Source organism: Marinobacter sp. ATCH36, assembly GCF_023555055.1.
GTDB lineage: Bacteria > Pseudomonadota > Gammaproteobacteria > Pseudomonadales > Oleiphilaceae > Marinobacter.
The window spans coordinates 156,587-182,002 of the sequence record NZ_JAMJPL010000004.1; the positions used below are offsets into that span (position 1 = coordinate 156,587).

Genomic DNA, 25,416 nt, shown 5'->3' on the forward strand with positions numbered 1-25,416 from the left:
CGGATCAGAAATCCCGGGTGTAGAATATATCCAGGGAAGCTGCCAGGCCGCTGGCGGCTTCCAGGTAGAAATATCTGCCAAGGTCATATCGCAGGGCAACTGTGGTGATCGGCTCGAAAATACCCACGCCGTAGCGAATACTGAGTTCATCTGTCAGGTAGCCACTGGCCACCACTGCGGACTCATCTCCGGAGCCCTCCGCTTCCAGCATCAGGTTACGTATACCAATCTCTTCACCCAGCCCCTGGGTTACCTTGTTCGCCTGGGTCAGGCCCAGGGAAATGGCAGCGCGGCTCATCTGCCCCTCGTCGCCCCTGCTTTGGGGTGCCCGGCCCAGAATCACATAGGATAATGCGTCCGTCTGGGGCATCTCCGGTTCGGAAAACACTTCGGTCTGAGGCGCGCTTACCGGGCCACTGAGGCGGATTCCCGCCACCACCGTGTCTACCCGCCGGATGGCTTCGATGTCCAGATAGGGCTCCGTCAAAGGCCCCACAAACAGTAATCTCGCCCTGCGCAGCTCCAACTCCTGGCCGTAGGCTTCATACTGGCCATCAACCAGCCGCAACTCACCCCGGGTATCCATGTCATTGCCGATGCGCAGTGTTCCCTCCAGATTACCGGTTACGCCAAAGCCATTGAAACTGACCTGATCATCGCCGACAACCACCGTCACATCCATGTTCAGGGAACGCAAACCGCCCTCTTCCTGTTCCGCACCCACAATCACTTCATCTTCCGATACCGATACCGCCTGGGCAGGCAGCTCCCGGATTTCGATCTCGCCACGCGGAACTTCCAGGCGACCGGTTACCGCCAGATCACCGCCGCCGTAGGTAATGGTGATGTCCGGAACCAGCTCCACGCGGGCATAAGGATCATAACTGAAGGGCAATCGGTCACCGGTAACGTTGACCTCCACAGAGGGCTCACCCGACCAGTCCAGAACGCCCTTCAGGTTGCCGGTACTGCGCTCGTTGCTGCGCCAGCGGCCCGACAGATCCGCGGAATACCCGTTCAACTCGAGGCTGACCACCATATCTTCCAGTGGTATCGGAAGCTGTGGGTCGGAAATCCGCCCGCCGGTCAGGGCTATCTCGCCATTCACCGCCGGTTTCAGTAATGGCCCGGAAAGCGTGCCTTCACCATTGAGCTCACCCTCAACTACTTCCAGCCCTGCAAAAACCGCGGCCATCGCGATATTCAGGCCCTGGACCCGAAACTGGCCATTAACGTCCCGTTCACTGTCGTTCGGATCAACAGCCATTGATACCGAGAGGTCACCCAGCTCGGGGCCTTTCAACTGTACAGTCAGCTCCGCAATTTCCGGTTTCAGCCGTAACCCGGTGGTGAAAGTGTCATAGCCCAGAGATTGCCATTCGTCCCTGACCATGACTTCGAACTTGCCTGCACCGGCGTCCACGGACACTTCTCCATCCGGGCCGCTATCGGTCATCACCAGCCTGATATCGGCGTTCAGGCTGGCATCCCAACGCAGGGTTTCCGGCATCAGCGGGGCCAATGCGGTGGCCGGGAAGTTCTCGATGCGGTAAGCGATATCCTGGGTCGGCAGCAGCGTCTGATCCTCGGCACACACCGAAGCCTGTTGCCATTGCCAGCAATGGCGGCCAAAGGTCAGCCTGCCGGTGTCGGTGTATTCCAGTGCCGCTGGTCCTGCCAGCGTCCACTGCTGATCCTGCTCCGGAACATCAATGCGCCCCTGCTCCAAAGCGCCCTGCCAGGCACTCCAGTCCGCGGACGCATTGCCGGCAAACACCAGTTCGACATCAGCCTCCTCATGAACGGCGTTCACCTCAAGGCGATGGTTGTGTTGCGTGCCTGACAAACCAAGGGTCAGAGACTGTAGCAGCTGCTCGCCGTAGCGGAGTTCACTCGCTCGAGCATCTGCGCTGACGCTCAGCCCCTCGCCCAGGGATGCGTTAAAGTCCAGGCTGGACAGGCTCAGTTCGTCCTTCCACACCAGATCGGAACCCGAGACACTCGCGTTGCCCCGTGGCTGATCGGGTGTGCCGGAAACCGAAGCGGTTGCGCTCAGTGAACCGGCCAGCCCCGGCAGGAACGTTTCCGGGGAAGGCATTTCCAGCGCCAGATCACCCGCGATCTCACCGGCCCACTCGCCATTGCCGGTAACCCGGTTATCACCCACCTGGAGCTCCAGACCTGATAACGCCCACGCCCCGGCATCGCTATTCAGCGCCCCGCGAATAATGGCCTCGTTCGCCTGCCAGCTTCCGGACAGGTCCCACTCAGCCTTTATCGAGGGCTGGCCCCCTTCTACCAGCTGCCCGCTGGTATTGATATCACCATTCAGGCTGGCCTCCAGTGCCGGCTGCCAATAACCGGGATTGAAGCTGTCCAGCACCAGGCTGGCATCCCACGCCAGCTGGTCAGCAAAGGCCACGCTGCCTTCACCGCCGAGGAACCCAGCCCCTGTGTTCACCCTCAGACGGCTGATATCCACGGATTCCATATCGCCATCCAGTTCCGCTGCCAGATCGGCCTCACCGAGCGGGCCATTAACGCTGGCTTCAACGCTCGCCTGGTACGCGCCGGACTGGTACCTGACTTCACCATTCAGTTGCCGCAGGGCAACCGGTGGCTGTTCAAAGTCCGGTATCAGGCTGTACCAGGGAAAGGCATCCATCGTGATCCGGGCATCCACCAGGAAGTCTTGCTGCCAGTCCATACGGCCTGTCACCGAGGCCTTTCCGGTCTCGGCATTACCGGTTCCCGGACCCGACAGGGAGAGATCCAGATCGTCAACGCCAGCAGTTGTAATCAACCCTTTCAGTGAAAGCGCAATGTCACCAGACGTACCGGGTAGCGAAGCCGTGGAGTCGGAACGGAACCCGTCCTCGAGGCTGCCCTCCAAATTCACCACCGTGTTCTTCAGTGCCAGGGTTCCGGGCAATCCTTCAGCGGGCACAAAGCGTGGCGACTCAACGGTTAACTGGGCTGGAAGCGCGCTTTCCAGAAGCGCCACACGACCAGCCAGAGACGCTTCCAGGTAACCGGTGCTCTCGCCCCGCACTCTGAGGTCCACGGCGCTTCCGGTGAGGTTCAGGGCCAGTTGCCAATCGGGTCCGTAAGGCGGCGGCAGACTGATGCCAACATTCAGGTCCAGTGGCCAGTCGCCGCGGGTCTGTATCCGCCCGGCCCCATCAACACTGATGTCATCACGAACGAAGGTGAGGTTCTGCAGGTGCCAGTCCGATCCCGAGCCTTCCGCGCGTATCTGCAACTGGTCCCAGATCTTGCCGTCATTCAGGGTAAAGGTTCCGAGGTCCACTTCCCTGACAGCCAGACCAATGGGCAGGTCTAAGCCAGGCAGACTAATGTCGCCACGCTCATCCTGCTGATCCGCCGACGGTTGCAGCGTCAGATCGATGGTTTCCACCCGCAGGGTTTCCAGGCATAGCTGCTTGCTGAAAAGGCAGGTAGGCGACCAGTCCACTACCGGCGCCTCGAGGCGAAGGCCTACACCGTACCCCTGCCAGGTCAGAGACTGTGCCTGCCACTGGCCGAGCAACGAACCCTGGCCCTGCTCCACGTCAAGGCCGGGAACCTGATCGATCACCCAGGCTGTTCCGGTTTCCGAACGCAGCGCCAACAGCAACACGGCCACCAACAAAACGGGCAGCAGAATGATAATGGCCAGGGCAATCAGCAGTCCGTTTCTCAGGCGCTTTGGCTTGTGGGATTTTTCTTCCGGAGCTTCGGTCATAGCTCGGGCCCCATGGAAAAGTGAATGCGCCATTCACCGCCAAACCCGGGGTCCAGCCCCTTTGCGATGTCCAGGCGCAAGGGTCCCACCGGGCTTATCCAGCGAATACCCAGGCCGGCACCGGTCGCCAGAGGGTCCGCCAGATCATCAATGGCATTGCCTTCATCAACAAACGCGGCAACCCGCCAATTGTCGGCAAACTGGTACTGATATTCGGCACTGCCAACCATCGTGTAACGCCCACCAACGGCAACATCCTCATCATCTCGCGGCGACAGGGTTTCATAGCCATAACCCCGGACACTCTGGTCACCACCAGCGAAAAACCGCAACGATGGTGGCACATCGGAAAAACGATTGGTTGCCACTCCCCCGAACTGAAAACGGGTCAGGAAACGGTGATTATCCGCCAGCGTGTACAGTCCCTTAACGAGAAAATTCACATGCAGAATATCCACGTTCGACAGGACGGCCCGATGAGAGCCGGTCACATCGAACTGAATCCGGTATCCCCTCGATGGGTCCAGCGGCGAATCCGCATGCAGTTTGGAGTAGCCCAGCCCTGGCAATAACAGACTGCTCTGCTCGGTCTCACCGTCGCCAATCCGGAAGCGTTCGCCTTCCCACCGTATCGACGCCACCTGCAACCAGCCATCGTCGAGCTGGTGCTTCCATTGCTGGCCAAGGGTCAGCAGTTCCGACTCGATATCCTCGATCTCTTCCCTCTGATAACCGGCTGACAATCGAATGGAGTCGGTCATGGGCGGATCAAGGGGCAATTCATACCAGGTACTCAGGTTCTGCCGTGGAACCGAAAGTTCAGTTTCGACCCCACGACGATGACCCATAGGGTTGACCCAGTGTTCCCGCCAGTTGGCCCGCAAACGTGGCCCCACGTCGGTGGAGAAACCAACACCCGCCGCCACCGATCGCGGCGGGCGTGTTGTCAGCCCCACATTCACCGGAATCACCCCATCCTCAGCACTGCCGGGAGAGGCATTAATATCAACGCCAGAAAAGTAGCCACTGTTGGATAGATCGGTGTTGAGCCTGGCAATCTTGTCAGCGTGAAAGATCTCGCCTGGCTCAAAACGTACGAACTGTTCCAGGAGCTGCTCCTCGAATCCATGGCCATCTTCAAAGCTGACCTCGCCCAATCGATAACGTTCACCACTGCGATAAATGAGGGTGATATCCGCCACCCTGTTTTCAGGGTCCACTTCCAGCCTGCGGGTAGTGAACTCACCGTCAAAATACCCCAGCCGACTGGCGCGATTCTGAATCGTCTGGCGCAGCGAGCTGTAATCGCCGTGGTTCAGCACATCACCCTCGGACGGCTTCTGCGGCAGTGTCCCCGTAAAATTGGAGTCCTCATTGGCGGCACCGTTTATCTCAACGGTACGGGAGCGGACGAGCACCGGCTCACCGGGTTGAACCGTGAGAACCAGTCGCGCCGGCTTCTCTTCTTCTCCGGATGGCTCAATGACTTCCCACTGAATAACCGGACTGTAGTAGCCCAGCGCACGAAGAGCATTTTCAACCTGTGATTCGGCCGTGCCGGCATAGCGCCTGAGACTGTCGGCACTGCGGCCTTCAACCTCCCCGACAAAGGCCTCGGCATTATCCTGTAACTGATCATGATCGCCCTCGACCTTTACTTCCACCTGCTGCGCCTCGGCCAATGCCGGCGCGGCCAGGATAAGCAACCAGACAATCAGGAGCCGGAGGTCAGAGCGAAAGCGAATGTGGGGAAGCATCCAGTAGCGTTACTTCAGTCTATGTGGATTAAGGGGCGCAATTCCAAAAGAAGTGTAACGGGAAGAGGTAGGTTTAATCCATGGCTATTGACCATCTTGCCTGGTGGTAATGTAAGACGTGCCAATGGCGAACAGCAAATCCAGTTGTTGAATATCGCATGGATGTTGTTGGGCAAGTCGTCGAAGGAGCTGAAATAAGCTAACCTGTGTGAAAGCGTCGAAAAATCAGGCAAGTGCAACAAGTATTCGCCGAACCAATGGCGAATAGCACGTAGCCTGACGCAAGGCCCGGGCAAGGCCTTCACAGACCGTGCATTGCCAGGGATGGCAATGCCGAGCCCCCACGGATGGGTTCACGGCGTGTCTGTGAAGGCCTTGCCCGGGGCTTGCCTGCACCCAAGCGTGCAATCTCCAAACTCGAAGTCCTGGACCAATGAATGCTAAAGATAAACAGAGAAAACCTGAAAACCAGCCACCAACTCATCTGGTTCGTCATAGACTTCCTGATGCTGGGCCTGCTCATCATCAACCTGGCCTTCATCATCTTCGACTCCATCTATAACTTCGCCGGCATCCAGAACCTACTGGCTGACAACGCCCCTGCCATCAAAGAACTCTACCACCCCATCCACGAAAACTTTCTCTTCTACGACCTCATATTTGTCAGCATCTTCCTGACCGAGTTCGTTGTGCGCTGGGGCTACGCCATCAAGGCCAAGATATACGACCGCTGGTACTTCTATCCTTTCATTCACTGGTACGACATCATCGGCTGTATTCCCGTCGGTACCTTCCGCTTCCTGCGGATATTGAGGGTAATCTCCATTGTCTACAGGCTGCACCAGTACAAAGTCATCGACTTTACCCAGACCAGAGCCTTCCAGTTCTTCAATTTCTACTACGAAGCCTTTCTGGAAGAACTCTCTGACCGGATCGTTATCAAGGTACTCTCCGGCGCCCAGGACGAAATCCGCCGTGGCTCCCCGCTGTTTGAACGCATCCAGAACGACATTCTCTACCCCAGACGGGAAATGCTCTCGGACTGGATTTCGCAGCGCGTGGCGGAAGCCGCACAGGAAGGCTACGTGCCTAATCGCGGTGCCTTGCGAAGCTACCTGGAAACCCGCGTGGACAATGCCCTCAAGCAGAACCTGGAGCTGTCGCGGCTGAAATATCTGCCAGTCGTCGGGCCCACCATCCAGGAAACCCTGGAAGATGCCGTCGGAGACATTGTTGCAGACGTGATCCACCAGATCCTCGAGGACCTGGCGTCCGCGTCCAACCACGCATTTATCGAAGACATTGTGAATGTATTCCTGCCCTCACCGGATGAAAACGCCCAGGAAGAAGCTCCCAACGAAGCTCTGATCAACCTGATTGTCGAGATCCTGGATGCGGTCAAGTCACAAGTGAAGGTCAAGCACTGGCGCAGCGAACTGAGCTGACCTCCCCGGCCAAAAACAACGAGGACACCATGAGCCCACTGCATTATCGTTCCGCCACCGAATTGGTTAGCGACCTCAAGGACGGCAAGCTAACCAGCATGGACGTTACCCGCGCCTTTCTGGACAGAATCCGCGAGCACAACGGCACCATTAACGCAGTTGTGACACTGGACGAAGAAAAAGCACTGGAACAGGCCCGAAAGGCGGATGAAGCGCTGTCACGGGGCGAATCTGTTGGCCCGCTCCATGGCCTTCCATTAACCCTGAAGGACACCTGGGAAGTGGCGGGAATGACCTGTACGGCAGGTGCGCCGGCACTGAAAGATCACCGGCCGGAAAAGCATGCGGACGTGGTTCAGCGCCTGGAAGATGCCGGCGCCATCATATTGGGGAAAACCAACGTTCCCATCTACGCCACCGACCTCCAGAGTTACAACAAACTCTTTGGTATCACCAACAACCCCCACAACCTGGCGTACACGCCCGGCGGCTCCTCCGGCGGCGCTGCGGCGGCCCTGGCAGCCGGCATGACGCCACTGGAAGTAGGCAGCGACCTGGCCGGCTCCATCCGCACACCGGCTCACTTCTGCGGCATTTTCGGCCACAAACCATCACGGGCCCTGGTCTCGTTCCGTGGCCATATTCCCGGACCTCCGGGTACCCAGTCCCGACCCGACCTTGCAGAAGGCGGCCCCCTGGCGCGCTCGGCGAAAGATCTGGAACTGCTACTGAAGGTGATTGCCGGCCCGGGCGAACGGGAGCGCAACAGCTGGCAGCTGGCCATGGCACCGGCGCCCATTGATTCCCTTGAACAGGCCCGGGTGGGGCTGTGGCTGAAAGACCCGTTGTGCCCGGTCGATGACGAACTGGTGAACGGATACAAACAACTGGGCCGCGACCTGGAGAGCCGGGGCGCGTTGGTGGCGCAGGCACGGCACACCCTGTTGAACCTGGAACACATCCTGCCCGCCTACTTCAACCTGATGGGCAGCCTGCTGAGCACCTCCCTGAAACCGGCCCAACGTCGGCAAATGAAGTGGATCGCCCGATTGGAGAGGTGGTTGCACCTGTTCGGGCCAGTGACCGCCTATATCGGCGAATATGGCCGCGGGGTGAATCAGCCGGTGTACCAGTGGATGGCCTGGAGTGAAATGCGCGAGAAGATGCGGGCGGAGATAGCCTCCCTGTTCGATGAATTCGATGTGCTCCTGACGCCGATCACACCAACCACCGCCATCCGGCACGATCACAGCCACCCGGTGTTCAAGCGGCAAATTACCGTCGCCGGCCAGCCCCGGGCATACATGGACCAGTTCTGCTGGATTGCCCTGGCGACACTCCTTGGCCTGCCCGCTACTTCAGTGCCCGTTGGCAAAACCAGGGAAGGCTTACCATTCAACATACAGGTGATTGGTGCGCCGGGAATGGACCTGACCACGATTCGGTTTGCGGAGTTACTGGAACTGGAGGGATTGGCGGGGTTCAGGACACCGGAAGGATTCTGACACTTTCCAGACGCCCACAAAAAAGCCGGTGTGGTGACCGGCTTTTCCAAATGGTAGCGGGGGCAGGATTCGAACCTACGACCTCCGGGTTATGAGCCCGACGAGCTACCAGACTGCTCTACCCCGCATCAAACTGGTGGTTAACCGGGTAATGCGCCGATCAACGAGGTGCGCATAGTACGGGGCAAAACCTTACCTGTCAAAGGGGAAAATGACTTTTTCCGATAACTTACCGCTCCAGAATCGCTGTCACGCCCTGCCCGCCGGCGGCACAGATGGAGATCAGGCCACGGCCGCTGCCTTTTTCTTCCAGCAGCTTTGCCAGGGTGGCGATAATGCGTCCGCCAGTGGCGGCGAAAGGATGGCCGGTAGCGAGGCTGCTGCCCTTGATGTTCAGCTTACTGCGATCAATGCTGCCCAGCGGCTTATCCAGCCCCAGCCGGTCCTTGCAGAAAGCCGGATCTTCCCACGCCTTGAGGGTAGAGAGCACCTGTGCAGCGAAAGCTTCGTGGATCTCATAAAAGTCAAAATCCTGCAGGGTCAGCCCGGCTTTTTCCAGCATACGCGGCACGGCGTAGGCCGGCGCCATTAGCAGGCCCTCTTTCTTGTCGACGAAATCCACCGCAGCCACTTCGGAGAAGGTCAGGTAAGCCTTGACCTCCATGTTGTTGGCCCTGGCCCACTCTTCACTGGCCAGCAGCACACAGGAGGCGCCATCAGTCAGCGCAGTGCTGTTGGCAGCTGTCATGGTGCCGTTTTCCCGATCGAACACGGGCTTGAGCGTCGCCAGTTTCTCCAGGGTGGTGTCCGGGCGCAGAATGTTGTCTTTTTCAAGGCCGGCCAGGGGCGTCATCAGGTCCTTGAAAAAACCTTCCTCGTAGGCAGCGGCCAGTTTCTGATGGCTTTCATAGGCCAGTTTGTCCTGCTCGTCGCGGGGAATGGACCACTCATGGGCCGTGATCTGGCAGTGGCCGCCCATGGACAGTCCGGTTCTGGGCTCACCGTTTTCCGGAATTTCCGGTTTCAGATGCCCCGGACGAAAGCGGCTGAGAATCTTCAGCCGCTCACCGGCGGTCTTGGCCCGATTCAGGTCCAGCAGGATTTCCCGCAGGCCCTCACCAACGCCAATGGGCGCGTCGGACGTGGTGTCGGTGCCACCGGCAATACCACACTCGATCTGCCCGAGAGCAATTTTGTTGGCCACCAGAATGGCCGCTTCCAGGCCGGTTCCACACGCCTGTTGAATGTCGTAAGCGGGTGTTTCCGGCGCCAGACCACTGCTGAGGGCAGACTCACGGGTAAGGTTAAAGTCCCTGGAGTGCTTGATGACGGCCCCGGCAACCACTTCCCCAACACGCTGCCCCTGCAGGCCAAAGCGATCAACCAGACCCCGCAGCGCGGCGGTCAACAACTCCTGGTTACTGACTTTGCTGTAAGCCGTATTGGAACGGGCAAAGGGGACCCGGTTGCCACCAATAACCGCGACCCGGCAAACGCCACTCTTTGCCGCCGCAGTCTTTTTTGGTGCCGTGGTTTTCTTTTGGGTGCTTTTCGGTGCCTGTGCCATGATGATGTCCTGTCTGAACAAGTGTACGAAAGGAAAATGCCATGTCTGATCGTTATCTGAAATTCGTCAATACCCCGGTGGGCAGAACCGCTGCCCAGTCGCTGGGACTGCCCTCACCCGTCAACCTGAAACGCTGGAAGCGCGCAGACCAACCATTTATCGAAGGCGATGTACTGGTCGGCGCAGCCAATGGCAGCAAAGCCATCGCCGCTGTTGGCAGCCTGCTTGGCGCCAGCCCTGCGAAGCTTTTCCATGCCAGTGCTGTGGATACTCTGAACGATTCTTCCAAAAGCGGCAACAAGGCCGAACCGCTGCCTCTCAATACCGACACTGACCGGAAATTCTCGGCCCTGGTGTTCGATGCCACCGGCATGAAAGACACCACGGACCTGAGAGCAGTTTACGACTTCTTCCATCCTACTATCCGTAAACTCGCGGGCAATGGCCGCGTTCTGGTTATCGGGCAGGACCCGGCCACCTGCCGCCAACCAGCCAAAGCGGCGGCCCATCAGGCGCTGGAAGGCTTTGTCCGCAGCGTTGGCAAGGAAGTGGGCAAGAAAGGTTCAACCGCCAACCTGTTGTGGATGGCACCCGGCGCGGAAAAACAGCTGGATTCCAGTGTGCGCTTTTTCCTCTCTGCCCGGTCAGCCTATGTGTCCGGCCAGGTGGCTCGTATCGGCAAGAGTACAGAGGCGCCAGCCACCAACCCTGTCGCACCACTGACCGGGAAAGTCGCCCTGGTAACCGGTGCCTCACGGGGCATTGGCGCCTCCATTGCCGAAACCCTGACCCGGGACGGGGCAATGGTAATCGGCCTGGACATTCCGCCGGCAATGGAAGACCTGCAAAACGTCATGAATCCGCTCAAGGGCAAGGCCCTGGCCTGTGATATAACCGACGAGAAAGCACCCGTACAGATCGCGGATTTTGTGAAAGAGCATTTCGGCGGCATTGACCTGGTCATCCACAATGCCGGCATCACCCGGGACAAGACCCTTGGCAATATGCCGGAGCACTTCTGGGACATGACCATTGCCGTGAATCTGACGGCAGAAGAGCTGATTGATGAGGAACTGATGCACCAGGAGCTGCTACGTGAAAACGGCCGCATCGTATGCATTTCTTCCATCAGCGGCATCGCCGGTAACTTTGGCCAGACCAACTACTCCGCCGCCAAGTGCGGGGTCATCGGCTATGTGGAAGCCATGGCAAAACAGGTGAAACACGGTGTAACCATCAATGCCATAGCACCCGGATTCATCGAAACCCAGATGACCGCCGCCATGCCGATAACCATTCGCGAAGCTGGTCGGCGCATGAACAGTCTGTCTCAGGGTGGTTTGCCAATAGACGTGGCCGAAGCCATAGCATGGTACTGCAACCCGGGATCAAATGGTGTTAACGGGAACGTCGTTCGGGTTTGCGGGCAGTCGTTGATCGGGAAATAAAGGGGAAATGGTGGGTGGTACTGGGATCGAACCAGTGACCCTCGCCTTGTAAGGGCGATGCTCTCCCAGCTGAGCTAACCACCCGGGATCTGGAAACAAAAATGGCGGAGCGGACGGGACTCGAACCCGCGACCCCCGGCGTGACAGGCCGGTATTCTAACCAGCTGAACTACCGCTCCGCATCAATCCCGACCTGAAAGGCCTCAGGGATCTGAAACCGGGCGGGGTGGCCCGGTGATGCTGAAAAGTGGTGGGCGGTACTGGGATCGAACCAGTGACCCTCGCCTTGTAAGGGCGATGCTCTCCCAGCTGAGCTAACCGCCCACTTTCGCAGCACACTGGCGAGTCAGAATTCCTGTCTCGACCAAGTGAGACGCGCATTTTAAGCATTTGTCTGACGGTGTCAAATTTTTTCTTGGGGTTTTACGACTTTCTGTCCGGCAAGTTCAGCTTTGCGACTCAGCGAGAGCTCACTGACCCGCGACCGGCGATTCTGGGGCAATGCTCGTTCCGCAAGAGAGCAGTTCAGATGGTCCAGTCGTTTTCTGAGATGCCCAATCTTTTCACTGACGCTGCCCAGAGCTCCCGGAAGAACCGCTTCAGAAAACCGGCGAAACCTGGTTTGTAACGAATCCTTATGCGACATGTCTCAGCGCCCCTGTCGTGACTGTCTACCAACAGTCTAGTAACCGGAGCCGGAAACAACAATTCACCGTGGACATTGATTCCGCCCTCAGAATATCCACCAGCTATCACCGGCTTCCGCCTCTTCCCTGCGCTCACGCTCCTGCTCAATTGCGGCGTAATCCTGTTCCAGCTCCCGCAGCTTGCGGTCACTTTCCAACGGCACTGTAGGCCCGCCACCAAACGGCCAGTACCAAGGGGCATCTTCATATTTCCCTTCTGCCTTGAGGCGCTCGATCTCCGCTTCACGCTCTTCTTCCAGCAAGGCCAGGTTACGCTCGTAATCGCCGTCTTCATTGACCTCCACAATCGATGCGGCGGCATGGTTCGGAGCCAGCAGGTCGCTATTGAGAAAGCGGGTGGAAACGATCTCGTCTGCCTGCATGGCGTACTCCCGCGTGACCAGCTGCACGTCACCGGACGTCAGGGGGTGGTCTTCTGCCAACTCAGGATGAGAGCTCTCTGGCCCTTCCAGTTCGTTGTATCGCAGATAGTAGATTTTCCCCGGCTCTACCTTCAACGCGGCATCGGCAATCAGGCTGAGACTGAAGGAGTTCAGCCCCTCAAGCCCCAACAGTGGCCGGCGGATGGCAATGTGACGCTCTCCAGGGGCCACTTCGAGCCAGGTAAAGCTGTCGTTACGGATATTGAAGTAGTGGTTGTCGTCGATATAGACGCTCGGGGCTTCTATCTCATCGGCAGCCCACTGGGAATGGGTGCGGTAGAAATAAAGAACCGCATTACTGCGGTCCCACTGATCGTTGTCTATATGGACAAAATCATGTCCCAACACCGGGTGTAGAAAGGAGCCCACGCTCTTGCCGATGGACTGATAAACCGTGCAGCCGGAGCCGGAAACCAGCAGAGCCGCCATAACCACGACTGCCAGCAAACGGGAGAGTCCGGGAAAAAGAAATCGGGTTTTCATTGTTGTTTACTCTTCATCCTTTGGCGAGTTGTCCCGATCATAACAACTGCACACTCGCGGAACTGAGAGCTACCGCAAGGGATGAATACAAACTGTTACAAAGCAGAGCCGGGCGTTTTACTGGCCCGAGATCTGCGAACGCAAGTTATTCACTTCTTCAGACAGCCGCACCAACCTGGAGGTCAACTGGGAACGGGATGAATCAATCGCCGAGACTGTATTCTCCAGCTCTTTCAGGTCATTACGGACCGAGTTCAGCTGCCCGCTACTGGACAGATCTTCAGTTTCTTTTTCCAGGGCCGCAATCCGGCTCTCCAGGCCATCAATGGTCAGTTTCTGCTCACGTTCAAAGCGCACCAGCTGACGTTCAACGAGTTTGTCGATACCTGCCAGGGATTCGTCAAGCGTGGTCAGCCTCGACGCATTCTCCTGGCCGGTTTCACGCACCGCAATGATCTGCTTTTCAAGGTCTGCCTTGACATCTTCCAGCCTTGACGCGATATCACTCTCCAGGTTGCCCACTGACGTTGCCAGAGCATCCCTTTCGCTTTTGCCGCTGTCCACATCCGCCCGTAACGACTCCAGCTTCGACTGATGATCATCCAACTGCTTGCGGTTGCGATCATTGGCCACGCCCCACAACTTCCGGATCTCGCTATCCGCTGTATCCAGGCGTTCATCGTGACCAGCCAGCCTGTCTTCAATAGACTGGCCTTTTTCCTGCAGGCTTTCGCCGGTTTCGGACAGATCACCCTCAAACCGCGCCAATGCCAGCTTGCTTTGACGCGCCCAGTAGTCCGCTTCCTCCAACTGACCTTCCAGCATCTGGATTCGCTGCTCCTGCTGATACCAGCCAGCACCGGCGGCACCTGCAACGACCAGAAGGCCAATAAGCATCATCCCGCGGCCAGAACCGCCACCTCCGGAGGTCTTACCGGGCTTGCCTGTCGGCTTTTGGGTGCCGCCACCGCCAGCAGCGCTGCGCCTCGGTGCTTCTGGCCGTTTGTCACTGGCTGCCTTTGCGCCACCTCGTGGTTCCCGTTGGGCAGACAACCCCTCTTCCCGCTTGGTATCTGCGGTGCCAGTGCGTACTTCATCATCATCCGGACGGATCGGTTCCATAACAGCTCCAGGATATGGACGGTAAGGTAATAACGCCTGATAATACCCGTACCTTGCGACGCAGCAAAATCAAGGCCAGTAACGATGGGAGATTTTACCCCCGCACCATCCGTTATTTGCATGGCTACAGAGCCTTACATACAATGTCCGGCTTTCTCACACATCAGGACTGTTGCATATGCAGCCGCTTGTAGGACTCATCATGGGCTCGAAGTCAGACTGGCCCACCATGGAACACGCCGCCGAGATGCTGGATAAGCTGGGCGTGCCTTACGAGACCAAAGTAGTCTCTGCCCACCGCACCCCGGATCTGCTTTTTGATTACGCCAAAACCGCTTCCGACCGTGGCCTGAAAGTCGTAATTGCGGGCGCTGGCGGCGCTGCGCATCTGCCAGGCATGGTGGCCTCGCAGACGTCTCTGCCGGTCCTCGGTGTTCCAATACAGTCCAAAGCACTCAACGGTCTTGATTCGCTGCTGTCCATCGTACAGATGCCCGGCGGTATTGCGGTCGGTACTTTGGCGATTGGCAAGGCGGGAGCCACCAACGCCGGCCTGTTGGCTGCCCAGATCATTGGCACTTTCAAGGACGATGTCCGCAAAGCCGTTGATGAATTCCGTGCGAATCAGACACAGACGATTCTGGATAATCCTGATCCCAGTGACCAATAATCGGCCTGGGTGCAAGAGCGGGTGGGGAATGTTTTCCAAAACACGCTGTAAATACGTCCATGTACGCTTGGGCTCCGCCATCCATGGCTCCGCACAGTTTTGGAAAACATTCCCCACCCTCTCCCCGAACTTTTGCAGATGCCTTTGATGGCAGGAGATGACGGATGAGAATTGGTGTTCTAGGGGCTGGACAGCTTGGGCGTATGCTGGCGCTGGCTGGGTACCCGCTAGCCAAGACGTTTGTTTTCTACGATATGTCGGGTAGCCCCAGTGCCGGGCTCGGTGAAGTTATTATTGACCGCGAAGGCCAGTACCTGGACGACTTTATTTCCCGCGTAGACCGCGTCACTTACGAGTTTGAACATCTACCCGTAGATGTCGCCGAACGCATTGTCAAAGAAAAAACGGTTCACCCCTGCCCTCGCGCACTGAAGGTTTGCCAAAACCGCGAACTGGAGAAAAGCCTTTTCGGTGAACTCGGTATCCCGACCCCAGAATGGAAAATAGCGGACAGCGCGGAATCCCTTCAGGCTGCTGCCGAGGAACTCGGCTGCCCGGTCGTGGCCAAATCCAATACCGAAGGTTACGACGGAAAGGGCCAGGCAGTTCTGAAGACCCCGGACGACGCGGAGTCGGCCTGGAACTCCATCGGCCACCCGCGTCTGATCGTTGAAAAATTCGTCGAGTTCCGTCGCGAGGTTTCCATCATTGCCGTGCGTGGCGAAGACGGTGAACTCGCCTTCTATCCCATTGCCGAAAACGCTCATCATGAAGGCATCCTGCGCTACTCCATTGCCCCGGCGCCGAAGCTTGAAAAACACATCCAGGAAGACGCCGAGCGTTATATCAAAGCGCTGTTGAACGAGCTGGATTACGTCGGCGTGCTGGCGCTTGAGCTGTTTGAAACAGCTGAGGGTCTGGTGGCTAACGAGATGGCTCCGCGGGTTCACAACTCGGGCCACTGGAGCATTGAAGGCTCGATGACCAGCCAGTTCGAGAACCATATTCGCGCGGTCAGCGGCCACCCACTGGGAAGCACGGAGCCACGGGGCGTCAGCTGCATGATCAATATCATTGCCGAGCATGGCGATATTGAACGAATCCTCGAACTGCCTTACGCTCATCCTCACCTCTACAACAAAGGCGAGCGCCCGGGGCGGAAACTGGGTCATGTGACCGTTCTGGCAGACAGCTACGAAGAATTGGTTTGGCGGGTGAAAAACTGCGCCCAGTTTTTGCCCGCCTGTCCGGAGTTCAACAGCACTCTCACGGCAAGGGGTTGATATAACCGAAACCACCCCTATATTTACAGACACAGTCACACAAAGTCACATAAACAGAGAGAATCAGGGAGAACGACCTCATGGCATTTGAACTTCCCGCACTGCCTTATGAAAAGAACGCACTGGAACCGCACATCTCTCAGGAAACCCTTGAGTATCACTACGGTAAACATCACAACACCTACGTAACCAAGCTCAACGGCCTGGTCGAAGGCACAGACAACGCCAACAAGTCGCTCGAAGACATCATCAAGAGCGCCAGTGGCCCGCTGTTCAACAACGCAGCCCAGGTCTGGAACCATACCTTCTACTGGCATTGCCTGAGCCCGAACGGTGGTGGTGAACCAACCGGTGCCGCCAAAGACGCCATCGAAAAAGCCTTTGGCTCGTTCGAAGACTTCAAGAAAGAGTTCAACGACAAAGCCGCCAACAACTTTGGTTCGGGCTGGACATGGCTGGTGAAGAAAGCAGACGGCAGCGTTGGCATTGTGAATACCAGCAATGCCGAAACGCCGCTGACCACTGCCGACAAGCCGGTACTGACCGTTGACGTCTGGGAACACGCCTATTACATCGATTATCGTAATTCGCGCCCCAACTATCTGGAAGCGTTCTGGAAGCTGGTCAACTGGGATTTTGTCAATAAAAACCTGGCCTGATCACGCTACAGATCGTTCGCAGTGAAAACTGCATCCCAAAATGCCCGCTCTAACGCGGGCATTTTTGTATCTGGCATGAAACCGGCATTACAAAATGATACAGCTGAACCCTGAATTATCTGGAAAAATTGCCGATACTGTAAGCAGTTGCTGAAAACTGAACCATACTGTTAGCAAAATAATGAATCAGGAGTACCCTTGACCACTGGAATGCGGTGCCGGGTCTCATTCAGTTGGAACGAATCACACAGGCCTTCATGCAAAATTCCTTTGAGGTAGAACATCGCCTGGGGTACCGGGTACTGCGATGGGTGCTGGCTGTTGCGCTGATCAGCGGCATTCTTGTCAGCACTATTCAGGTTATCCTTGATGCACGACGGGTATCTGCTTCACTTGATGCGCAAGCCCAACAGACCATGGCACTGGTCAGGGACGCCTCAACCCAGGCCGTTTTCAGCATTGATTCCGATCTCGCACAGCAGGTTGTCGATGGCCTTTTTGCCCAGGAATCCATTCGTCTGGCACGGATTACCCATCCGGATGGTGAAGCGCTCGGTCGTCGTGAACGCCCACTTCAGGAAAGCCCATTCCGACCGATAACCGACCCGATTTTTGATTCCGAGCGAAGCTATCGCCAGGAACTTTCCCGCAGCGGCAACTCTGGCAGCAACAACGTTTATGGCTATCTTGAACTGCACTATGACACCGGTACGGCTGCCGGCACCTGGCTCGAGCGCGCTTCGGTAACCTTCGGTTCCGGTATCGCCATTGCCATCATTCTTGGCATGGCACTCTTTGTTGTTTTCCACTTGCTGCTGACACGCCCATTGCTGAAAATTGTCCAGTCCGTCAAGCAGGTGGATCCGGACCACCCGGACGACAACCTCATCCACCTGCCCCACGGCCACCAGAACGACGAACTGGGGCTTTGGGTAAATGCCACCAACAATTTGCTGGTGGCCATTGGTGACAGCCAGACCCGCCACCGGGAGGCAGAGGACCGGGTCAACCGCCTCGCCAGATACGACCAGCTAACCGGCCTGCCCAGCCGCGACACATTCATGGAGCTCCTGCAGGCGGATATTGAAGAGGCGCAAAACGGCAACTCCGTGCTTTCCCTGATCTGCTGTGGCATTGACGATTTCAAGTCCGTCAACGAGCAATGTGGCTTCCGCACCGGTGACCTGATTCTTCAGGCCGTCGCTGATCGCCTCACTCAGACGCTGGGCGGCACCCGCTTCACCATTGCCCGCCTGGGCAGTGACCAGTTCGTTATCGTGGAAAAAGGGCTGCGGGACGGGTTCCAGGCGGCGAACACCGCAGACAGGATTCTGGGGGCCCTGAGCAGCCCCATGAGTTTTGACGACCAGACCGTCACCATGACGGCGACCCTGGGCATCGCCCTGTTCCCTGGCGACGCTGAAAAGGGTGACCGGTTACTGCAAAGCGCCGAACAAACCATGGCACTGGCGAAGGAAAGCGGGCACAACTACTTCCAGTTTTATGTTGCCAGCGTTGACCAGGAAATCCGCGAGCGCAAGCAACTCGAGAAAGATCTCTCCGTTGCGCTCAACAGTCATCAGTTCCATCTTGTTTACCAGCCACAGATAAACCTGGAAACCCACCGCATTATCGGCGCCGAAGCACTGATACGCTGGGAACACCCGGAAAAGGGCCTCATTCCGCCAGACACCTTCATACCCGTAGCCGAGATGAATGGCAGCATCGTGGAAATCGGACAATGGGTGCTTGAGCAGGCCTGCTGGCAAGCCGCCCGCTGGGCCAGCAATAGTATGCCGCTGAGGATTGCCGTTAACCTTTCCGCAGTCCAGCTACGGCAGGACTCCATTGTGGACGACATCCTGGACACCCTGAAGCGCCACAATATCCCCGCTGGCAGGCTGGAGCTCGAAGTAACGGAAACCAGCTTCATGACTAACCTGGAAGAAGCCGTGGATAAGCTGAAACGCCTGCATCGCGCCGGAATCAGCATCGCCGTGGACGACTTCGGTACCGGTTACTCGTCGCTGACCTACCTCAAGCGTATGCCGGTTCAGCATCTGAAGATCGACAAACAGTTCATCCGCGATCTGCTGGTGAACGAAGAAGATACCCGAATCGCCAATACCATTATCGACCTTGGCAAGAGCCTCAACCTCACCGTTGTGGCGGAAGGCGTGGAAACGGCGGAACAGGAATACTATCTCGCTCAGAGAGGTTGCCAGCTGGCGCAGGGGTATTTCTTCAGCAAACCACTCAAACCCCTCGATTTTGAGAGGTTCGTCGCCCGCTTTCACAGTAAAATCGTGGAAAATAACGCCTGAGTATTGACCACCCAACCTGATCCTCGAGCACGCAAGGAGTTGCCATGGGTACCACGCTGATTGGCCTGATCGTTATTGCGGTCGTCGTTGTCTATATTGTATTTATCTACAACCGTCTGGTTTCCCTGCGTAACCAGTTCAAGAATGGGTTTGCCCAGATTGATGTCCAACTGCAACGCCGACATGATCTGATTCCCAATCTGGTAGAGGCGGCCAAGGCCTACCTCTCTCACGAGCGCAACACCCTCACCGAGGTAATGCAAGCCCGCAACAATGCCGTCAGTGCCCAGAAAGATGCCGCCGGCGACCCCGCGGATGGCGGCAAGATCCAGCGCCTCGGCAGTGCCGAAAACATGCTCTCCAAGGCGCTTGCCAATTTTTACGCAGTGGCGGAAAACTATCCGGAACTGAAAGCCAATGAAACCATCCAGCAGTTGATGGAAGAGCTCTCCAGTACCGAGAACCGGGTATCATTCGCACGCCAGGCCTATAACGACGGCGTGATGAGCTACAACATCTCCCGCGAACAGTTTCCCAACAACATCGTGGCCGGATTCTTCGCCTTCAAACCTTCCTCCCAGCTGGAACTGGAATCTCCTGAGGCCCGCCAGGCACCGCAAGTCGCCTTTTGAGGCCGGTTGTCATGGCACACCAGGGGTTTTTCCAGCGTCAGGCCAGTGCCCGCCGGAATACAGGGGTACTCGTCATCCTGTTTCTGGCGGCGGTGACCATTATCACCCTTTGCGTCTGTCTCGTCGGCTACCTGGTTACCCGCAGCGAAACCACCGGGCTGGCGTTTGCGGACTGGCTGATCAGCCGTCATGGCCTGTATACCGCGCTTGCGGTGGTTGGCCTTATCGGGATTGGTTCACTGATCCGCTGGGCCGACCTGGCCGGTGGCGGTGACCGGGTGGCAAAAATGGTCGGCGCCAGGGCCATCGACCCGGACACCCGGGATGCCGACGAACGCAAGTTACGCAACATTGTCGAGGAAATGGCGATTGCCAGCGGCGTAAGCGTTCCGGACCTTTACGTGATGGACCACGAAACCGGCATAAATGCCTTTGTGGCCGGCTATACGCCCGGTGAAGCGGTTATGGTGGTAACCCATGGCGCCCTCACCCAGTTGAGCCGTGACGAGCTTCAGGGCGTGGTTGGCCATGAATTCAGCCATGTTCTTAATGGTGACATGCGACTCAATGTTCGGCTGATCGCAATTCTGGCCGGCATTCTCATGATCGGACAGATTGGCGCTTTCCTGCTACGCATATCGTTCTACCGCACCGGCATGTCCACAAGAGCATCCCGGGACAGACGTGGCCAGGCAATTTTCGGTCTCGTAGGGCTGGCCCTGCTGGTAATCGGCTATGTCGGCGTGTTTTTTGGGCGGCTGATACAATCCGCTGTTTCGCGGCAACGGGAAATGCTTGCGGACGCCTCTTCCGTGCAGTTTACCCGCAACCCCGAGGGCATCGCCGGCGCGCTGTTCAAAATCGGCCTCAAAGGCGGCTATCTCGATACCACCAGCCACGCCAGCGACATGAACCATATGTGTTTCGGCGAAAGTACCCGGATGAAGTTTACCGCTCTATTGGCGTCTCACCCTCCGGTCCAGGAACGCATCGAGGCCATCCAGCCCGGCATGTTTGCGCGCCTTCGCAGCCGACTCAGGGACACCGAGCCAGAGGCAACTCTGAGATCCGCTGGCTCCCCCTCTGCAAGCTCTCCGCTTGCGCAAGGCGCAGCCGGTTTTGGGAGTGGAGGCACAGGCAGTACATCGCCGCTGGCCAACCAGTCCACGCAGGAGATGTCAGATACGGTGGGTACGGTTAACCAGCGCAGTGAAGACTACGCGGTGTCCCTCCTGAACAGCCTGCCGTCAACCTTCCGCAACCTGCTTTATACCCGCGCCGGTGCCATCCAGCTGTGCTACGCCCTGTTAATCTGCCAACTGCCGCCAGAGGCGAGAAAGCAAAGGCTGGCATTGATTGAGGCTGGTTCGATCTTTGCCCCCAATCCGGGCCTGTTAGACAAACTGTTACCTGCACTGGATTCCTTGGGCCAGGGTGTGCGTTTCCCGGCATTGGAGCTGGCCATGCCTGCCCTGCGAAAGCTGGACCCGGACGAGCGAGGCCTGCTGATGGACAGCACGGAAGTACTGATCAGGGCCGATAACCGCCTGAGCCTCTTCGAACTGGCCATGCACACCTTTCTTCGTCGCCACCTTGCCGAGGATTCGGCGCGGGTAGTACCGGTGCGCTATCGCAGCTACCGGCCAGTGACAACCCAGTTGCAGGTGGTGCTGAGCCTGATGGCGCGGGCCGGCGCAGACGATGGTCGCAACAGACAAACCCTCTTTGAGGAAGCCATGGCAGGCTTTGTTTCGAAAGGAGAAAAACCGGAGTTGCTTACGGAGGTGTCAGTCACAAAATTGCGGCAGGCACTGTTGACCCTCAACAGCCTGTCCCCCCTGCTCAAACCCGGCATTATCGATGCCTGTGGCCATTGCGTGATGGCAGACGGCAAGGTCAATACCAGCGAATACGAACTGATCCGCCTTGTCGCGGACCAGCTCGATTGCCCGATGCCGCCGCTGAAGGCGTGAACCAAGAGGCCTCAGAGAGGCTCAGTCATTGCTGGGGTTGAACAGCGAGTCTTTCGTGGGCGGATTTTCAGGATCCGGCAGCCCCAGCTTGCGACGCACCCCGAGATTGATTTCCCACAGACTCTGGAACTTCTCATCCGTGGCCGCGATCGACTCGGCTTTTCCCAGCATGATCGTGGGCCGCAGGAACACCAGCAGGTTACGCTTCACCCGGCGCTCGGATTCCGACGAGAACAGCCGGCCAAGCACGGGTATATCGCCCAGCAGAGGCACCTTGCTTTTGTTGATCTGAAGATCGTCCGTTGTCAGGCCACCAAGAACGATGGTTTCCCCGTCGTCCGCCAGTACGGTGGTCTTGATTTCCCGCTTGTTGGTAATGATGTCCGAAGCTGACTCAACACTGTCACCAATGTTCTCGGTAGTCTGCTCCACAACAAGCCGTACCAGCCCGTCGGCGCTGATAGTTGGCGTTACTTTCAGGGTCAGGCCGATATCCCGGCGCTCAATGGTGGTAAACGGATTGGTAGTGCCATCACCGGTGACCGTCGATTGCCCGGTACGGAAAGGCACGTTCTGACCAACAATAATTTCAGATTCCTGGTTGTCCAGGGTAATGATGCTCGGTGTCGACAGCAGGTTTGCCGCGGCGGACGTGGACAGCGCCTGTAGCAGGACGCCCCAGGAAATACCGTTTTCATTCCGTTGGCCCGCACCAAGGGTTATACCGCCGGTGGCAGGCTGTATGAACGAATCCGAAAGAATGGCACCGAGAACATCCCCCAGGCTACGGCCAACGTTATTGAAGTTGGTGCCCGCCACCGGCGTGGACTCGCCCGACTCGTCACCCACAGCAAGCTGAACACCCAGGTCCCGGCCCAGCTCATCACTGATTTCAACAATGGCCGCTTCAATCATCACCTGGGCACGACGCACGTCCAGTGCCTGCACAATTTGCTCAGCTTCCTGCATCATCGACGGCTCGCCACGCACCACCAGTGCGTTCAGACCCTCATCGGCAAAGACCGCAAAACCGGTGTTGCGACCACTGCCAGAGCCACCGCCAGAGGACGAGCCACCGGAACCGGTAGATTCTTTGGCCAGTTCCCCCATAACCCCCTTCAGGATTTCCGTCAGGTTCTCCGCATCAGCATGGCTCAGGCGAATCACCTTGGTGGTGCCGCCGGTGGCGGAGGGCTGATCAAGTTTTTTGATAAGGGAGCGCATTTTATCGCGGAAGGTTTCATCGCCACGAAGAATCAACCGGTTACTGCGCTCATCCGCAGTCACACTGTACTTGCGTGCGGCATTCTCTCCGCCACCACGCCCAAGCTCATCCGGTGCCAGCTCCTGCAGGAGTTCCACCATATCACCGACCCAGGCCTCTTCCAGCTGGATTACCTCCACCTCGTATTTGGAAGGACTATCCAGCTCTCTGACAATCTGTTCGATGCGGCGGATATTGGAGGAATGATCACTGACAATCAGGGCATTGGCCGCGGCAACACCTGCCAGGTGGCCATACTTTGCCACCAGCGGCCGCAGGATGGGCACCAGCTCCAGGGCATTGGCGTTATCGATCTGGATAACCCGGGTGATCAGTTGTTCCGAGGGCACCTCAGTGAATCGGTCCAGCGATTCAGCCGACTGCTTGGCATCCACCTGCTGAACCACCTTGATCACTTCCTCACCGGGGATGGCGGTAAAGCCATGCACCTGCAGCACCGCCAGGAACAGATCGTAAATCTCATCCTTGTTCATGGGGGCACTGGACAACACCGTGACCTTGCCCTTTACCCGCGGGTCCACCACGAAGCTGTAACCGGTGATGTCCGCCACCTGGGTTACGAAAGCGCGAATGTCCGCATCCTTGAGGTTTAACCGCCAGGTCTCATCCTGCCCGTAAGCAAGCGACATCAGTGGCAACAACAGGGCCACTACAAAAGCCCGGAATAGATTGGATCTGTGGTTCAGCATCTGGCGTTCTTGTCCTGTATTGTTAAATCTGTTCAGCGCCACTGTTCAGGTATGGCATAGCTTACAGTCAGAATGGATCCGTCCCGTTCAATTTCGATTTCCAGTTGCGGCTCGGACCGCCAACTCTCCAACAGCGCCATGTCCTGTTCAATGTCACCGAGACGCTGACCATTGATGGCGGTGATAACGTCACCCGCCCTCAGGCTGACAGCATTGAGCATGGCACTGGAGCCATCGTAAACGTAACCGGAGCTGCCGTCATTGCCCGCCAGGCTTAAACCATACGGCGCAAGAGCGGCAACCCCCTGGGAGTCAAGCTGTTCCCTGGCTTCGCTCAGGAACTGTTCCGGCGAGGAGGCTGCCGGCACATCTTCCACATCCTCAACCAGTTCTGCCGACACCTCGTCATCAAAGGTCAGGCTTTCATATTGCCCATTCCGGCGAATCAGAACGCGGCCAGGTTCCACTTCCGAAAGCTCCGCGTTGCCAGGCAGGACATCACCCACGCGATAATGCTCCGTGACGCCATTGCTTCCCGCCACTATAGCACCGGAGTCTTCCGGGCGCTCTGCCACCAGAACCCCTTCCAGCCTGAGATTAAGCCGGGTTTCCGGTGCCGAGCGGCGAACCACCTCAGCCACTCTGGCTGCCCCCTCGGGTCGGCCGAAAAATTCGTGGGCGGCCATGGGCTGCATACGCCTTGAAGAGCTGGATATTCCGCCGTTGGCGGCAGCGGACGACGCCACCGCAACCGGGCGCTCATCCCAGGCAATCAACCAGGTAGTCTGCGCCAATACCCAGGCAAGATAAACCACCAGGCCGAGCAGTAACAGGTTGGCCAGCAGGCGCGGAATTCGATAGCCACCAAAGGCCGATGCCACGACAATCACAGGGCACCCCCCGGAATCAGTGGTTGCCTGACCCGGAAAACCACATCGTCCGGGCTGGCCGAGTCCGGCCACGGCTGATCAGCCAGATCCACCATGCGCTTGTATACCCGTAGATCCATCATGCCATTCCAGCGTATTTCCGCGTCCGCCGCGGGCCCGTCACCGCCCTGCTCCGAAACCACCAGGGCAACGCCATCGACAGTACTGTCCAGCGTGGCGCGCATGGGAGGAAAATCGGCCTGCCCGACACTGTTACCCATGGGCCAGGTAACCTTGCCACCTGCCCAGCGGCCCAGACCTTCAGCCCTGGTAAGCCGGCCGTCCTGCCAGGACAGACCCAGCTCGTCGATGGTGACATCCCCCTCAATCACCGCGCCACCACTGCGGCGGATCAAGTCCTCAAACTCGGCTACCGCCAGCTTTCCTCTTGCATCCAGAGTGCCGGAGAGAGTGCCAGAACCTTGCCAGCCTAAGCTGACACGGCCGTCAACCGACGACTGCGATGACACCAGTGAAAATACCACCGGCAACGACAACTCGGATACGGATGGGAAGCCAAGCTCCCACTCCAGCCGGACCGGATAGCCGGCAACCACTGCACCAGCAGCACCGGACCATGCTTTACCGGAAACCTGCCTGACCTGAATTTCCGGCGGAAGTTGAATGTGAGCCGAAGCCTGGTGCCACAACCATCCGGCGGGGACAAGAACCACCAACGCAAGCAGATAAACCAGCACACCGGCAAGGGTCAGCAGGAAGACTTTGCCGGGTCTGAGAAAGGCTTTTGCAGGGGTTTCGCTCATACAGTGT

17 protein-coding genes and 4 tRNA genes are annotated in these 25,416 nt (G+C 57.7%); 9 read left to right on the forward strand and 12 right to left on the reverse strand.

Features of this window, described 5'->3' with window-relative positions:
• Positions 1-4 precede the first annotated feature (4 nt).
• Complete coding sequence (locus M8010_RS13805) at positions 5-3,745, reverse strand: translocation/assembly module TamB domain-containing protein (protein ID WP_250092084.1); 3,741 nt, start codon at positions 3,743-3,745, stop codon at positions 5-7.
• Entirely contained in the window at positions 3,742-5,502 is a 1,761-nt protein-coding gene (locus M8010_RS13810) for an autotransporter assembly complex protein TamA (RefSeq protein WP_250092085.1), read from the reverse strand. The genes M8010_RS13805 and M8010_RS13810 overlap by 4 nt, the downstream gene beginning before the upstream one ends.
• A gap of 437 nt (positions 5,503-5,939) precedes the next feature.
• On the opposite strand from M8010_RS13810, the gene M8010_RS13815 reads away from it, so the two are divergent.
• Together M8010_RS13815 and M8010_RS13820 are read left to right on the forward strand one after the other, a co-directional pair.
• Positions 5,940-6,947 carry a hypothetical protein gene (locus M8010_RS13815; protein WP_250092094.1) on the forward strand — a complete coding sequence of 336 codons (1,008 nt, stop codon included), beginning with the start codon at positions 5,940-5,942 and terminating at the stop codon, positions 6,945-6,947.
• Between the two features lie 29 nt (positions 6,948-6,976).
• A complete protein-coding gene (locus tag M8010_RS13820; protein ID WP_250092108.1) occupies positions 6,977-8,452 on the forward strand; it encodes an amidase in 1,476 nt (491 codons plus the stop codon).
• A gap of 51 nt (positions 8,453-8,503) precedes the next feature.
• On the opposite strand, the gene M8010_RS13825 is transcribed toward M8010_RS13820, so the two are convergent.
• Both M8010_RS13825 and M8010_RS13830 read right to left on the reverse strand, forming a co-directional pair.
• Positions 8,504-8,580: transfer RNA gene (locus M8010_RS13825), tRNA-Met, on the reverse strand.
• A 101-nt stretch (positions 8,581-8,681) separates the two neighbouring features.
• Positions 8,682-10,019 (reverse strand): acetyl-CoA C-acetyltransferase, encoded by a 1,338-nt coding sequence (locus tag M8010_RS13830; protein WP_250092109.1) that lies wholly within the window; start codon positions 10,017-10,019, stop codon positions 8,682-8,684.
• Between the two features lie 41 nt (positions 10,020-10,060).
• Here M8010_RS13830 and M8010_RS13835 point away from each other — a divergent pair, with 41 nt between their 5' ends.
• Positions 10,061-11,467, forward strand: a complete 1,407-nt coding sequence (locus M8010_RS13835) for a 3-oxoacyl-ACP reductase (RefSeq protein WP_250092110.1) — start codon at positions 10,061-10,063, stop codon at positions 11,465-11,467.
• 8 nt (positions 11,468-11,475) lie between these two features.
• Here the strand turns inward: M8010_RS13835 and M8010_RS13840 are convergent.
• The 5 genes from M8010_RS13840 to M8010_RS13860 all read right to left on the reverse strand — a co-directional run bounded on the left by M8010_RS13840 (position 11,476) and on the right by M8010_RS13860 (position 14,201).
• Positions 11,476-11,551: transfer RNA gene (locus M8010_RS13840), tRNA-Val, on the reverse strand.
• Positions 11,552-11,569: 18 nt separating this feature from the next.
• Positions 11,570-11,646: transfer RNA gene (locus tag M8010_RS13845), tRNA-Asp, on the reverse strand.
• A 69-nt stretch (positions 11,647-11,715) separates the two neighbouring features.
• Positions 11,716-11,791, reverse strand: a tRNA-Val gene (locus M8010_RS13850).
• 409 nt (positions 11,792-12,200) lie between these two features.
• Complete coding sequence (locus tag M8010_RS13855; RefSeq protein ID WP_250092111.1) at positions 12,201-13,079, reverse strand: DUF2846 domain-containing protein; 879 nt, start codon at positions 13,077-13,079, stop codon at positions 12,201-12,203.
• Between the two features lie 117 nt (positions 13,080-13,196).
• Complete coding sequence (locus tag M8010_RS13860) at positions 13,197-14,201, reverse strand: GumC domain-containing protein (RefSeq protein WP_250092113.1); 1,005 nt, start codon at positions 14,199-14,201, stop codon at positions 13,197-13,199.
• Between the two features lie 178 nt (positions 14,202-14,379).
• Here M8010_RS13860 and purE point away from each other — a divergent pair, with 178 nt between their 5' ends.
• The 6 genes from purE to M8010_RS13890 all read left to right on the forward strand — a co-directional run bounded on the left by purE (position 14,380) and on the right by M8010_RS13890 (position 21,742).
• Entirely contained in the window at positions 14,380-14,871 is a 492-nt protein-coding gene (purE, locus tag M8010_RS13865) for a 5-(carboxyamino)imidazole ribonucleotide mutase (protein WP_250092121.1), read from the forward strand.
• A gap of 164 nt (positions 14,872-15,035) precedes the next feature.
• Positions 15,036-16,154: a 5-(carboxyamino)imidazole ribonucleotide synthase gene (locus M8010_RS13870; protein ID WP_250092128.1), complete on the forward strand. Its 1,119-nt coding sequence runs from the start codon at positions 15,036-15,038 to the stop codon at positions 16,152-16,154.
• Between the two features lie 80 nt (positions 16,155-16,234).
• Entirely contained in the window at positions 16,235-16,813 is a 579-nt protein-coding gene (gene sodB / locus M8010_RS13875) for a superoxide dismutase [Fe] (protein WP_250092134.1), read from the forward strand.
• Positions 16,814-17,070: 257 nt separating this feature from the next.
• On the forward strand, positions 17,071-19,137 hold the full coding sequence (locus tag M8010_RS13880; RefSeq protein ID WP_250092141.1) for a putative bifunctional diguanylate cyclase/phosphodiesterase: 2,067 nt from the start codon (positions 17,071-17,073) through the stop codon (positions 19,135-19,137).
• Positions 19,138-19,181: 44 nt separating this feature from the next.
• Positions 19,182-19,769, forward strand: coding sequence for a LemA family protein (locus tag M8010_RS13885; RefSeq protein ID WP_250092143.1), 588 nt, complete (start codon positions 19,182-19,184; stop codon positions 19,767-19,769).
• 11 nt (positions 19,770-19,780) lie between these two features.
• Positions 19,781-21,742, forward strand: a complete 1,962-nt coding sequence (locus M8010_RS13890) for a M48 family metallopeptidase (RefSeq protein WP_250092144.1) — start codon at positions 19,781-19,783, stop codon at positions 21,740-21,742.
• A 21-nt stretch (positions 21,743-21,763) separates the two neighbouring features.
• Here M8010_RS13890 and gspD read toward each other — a convergent pair whose 3' ends face one another.
• Genes gspD through gspN form a run of 3 tightly spaced genes read right to left on the reverse strand, consistent with a single transcriptional unit; the run spans position 21,764 to position 25,409 of the window.
• Complete coding sequence (gspD, locus tag M8010_RS13895; protein WP_250092146.1) at positions 21,764-23,716, reverse strand: type II secretion system secretin GspD; 1,953 nt, start codon at positions 23,714-23,716, stop codon at positions 21,764-21,766.
• A 32-nt stretch (positions 23,717-23,748) separates the two neighbouring features.
• Positions 23,749-24,597 (reverse strand): type II secretion system protein N, encoded by an 849-nt coding sequence (locus M8010_RS13900; RefSeq protein WP_250092148.1) that lies wholly within the window; start codon positions 24,595-24,597, stop codon positions 23,749-23,751.
• A 5-nt stretch (positions 24,598-24,602) separates the two neighbouring features.
• Complete coding sequence (gene gspN / locus M8010_RS13905; protein WP_250092150.1) at positions 24,603-25,409, reverse strand: type II secretion system protein N; 807 nt, start codon at positions 25,407-25,409, stop codon at positions 24,603-24,605.
• Between the last annotated feature and the right edge of the window lie 7 nt (positions 25,410-25,416).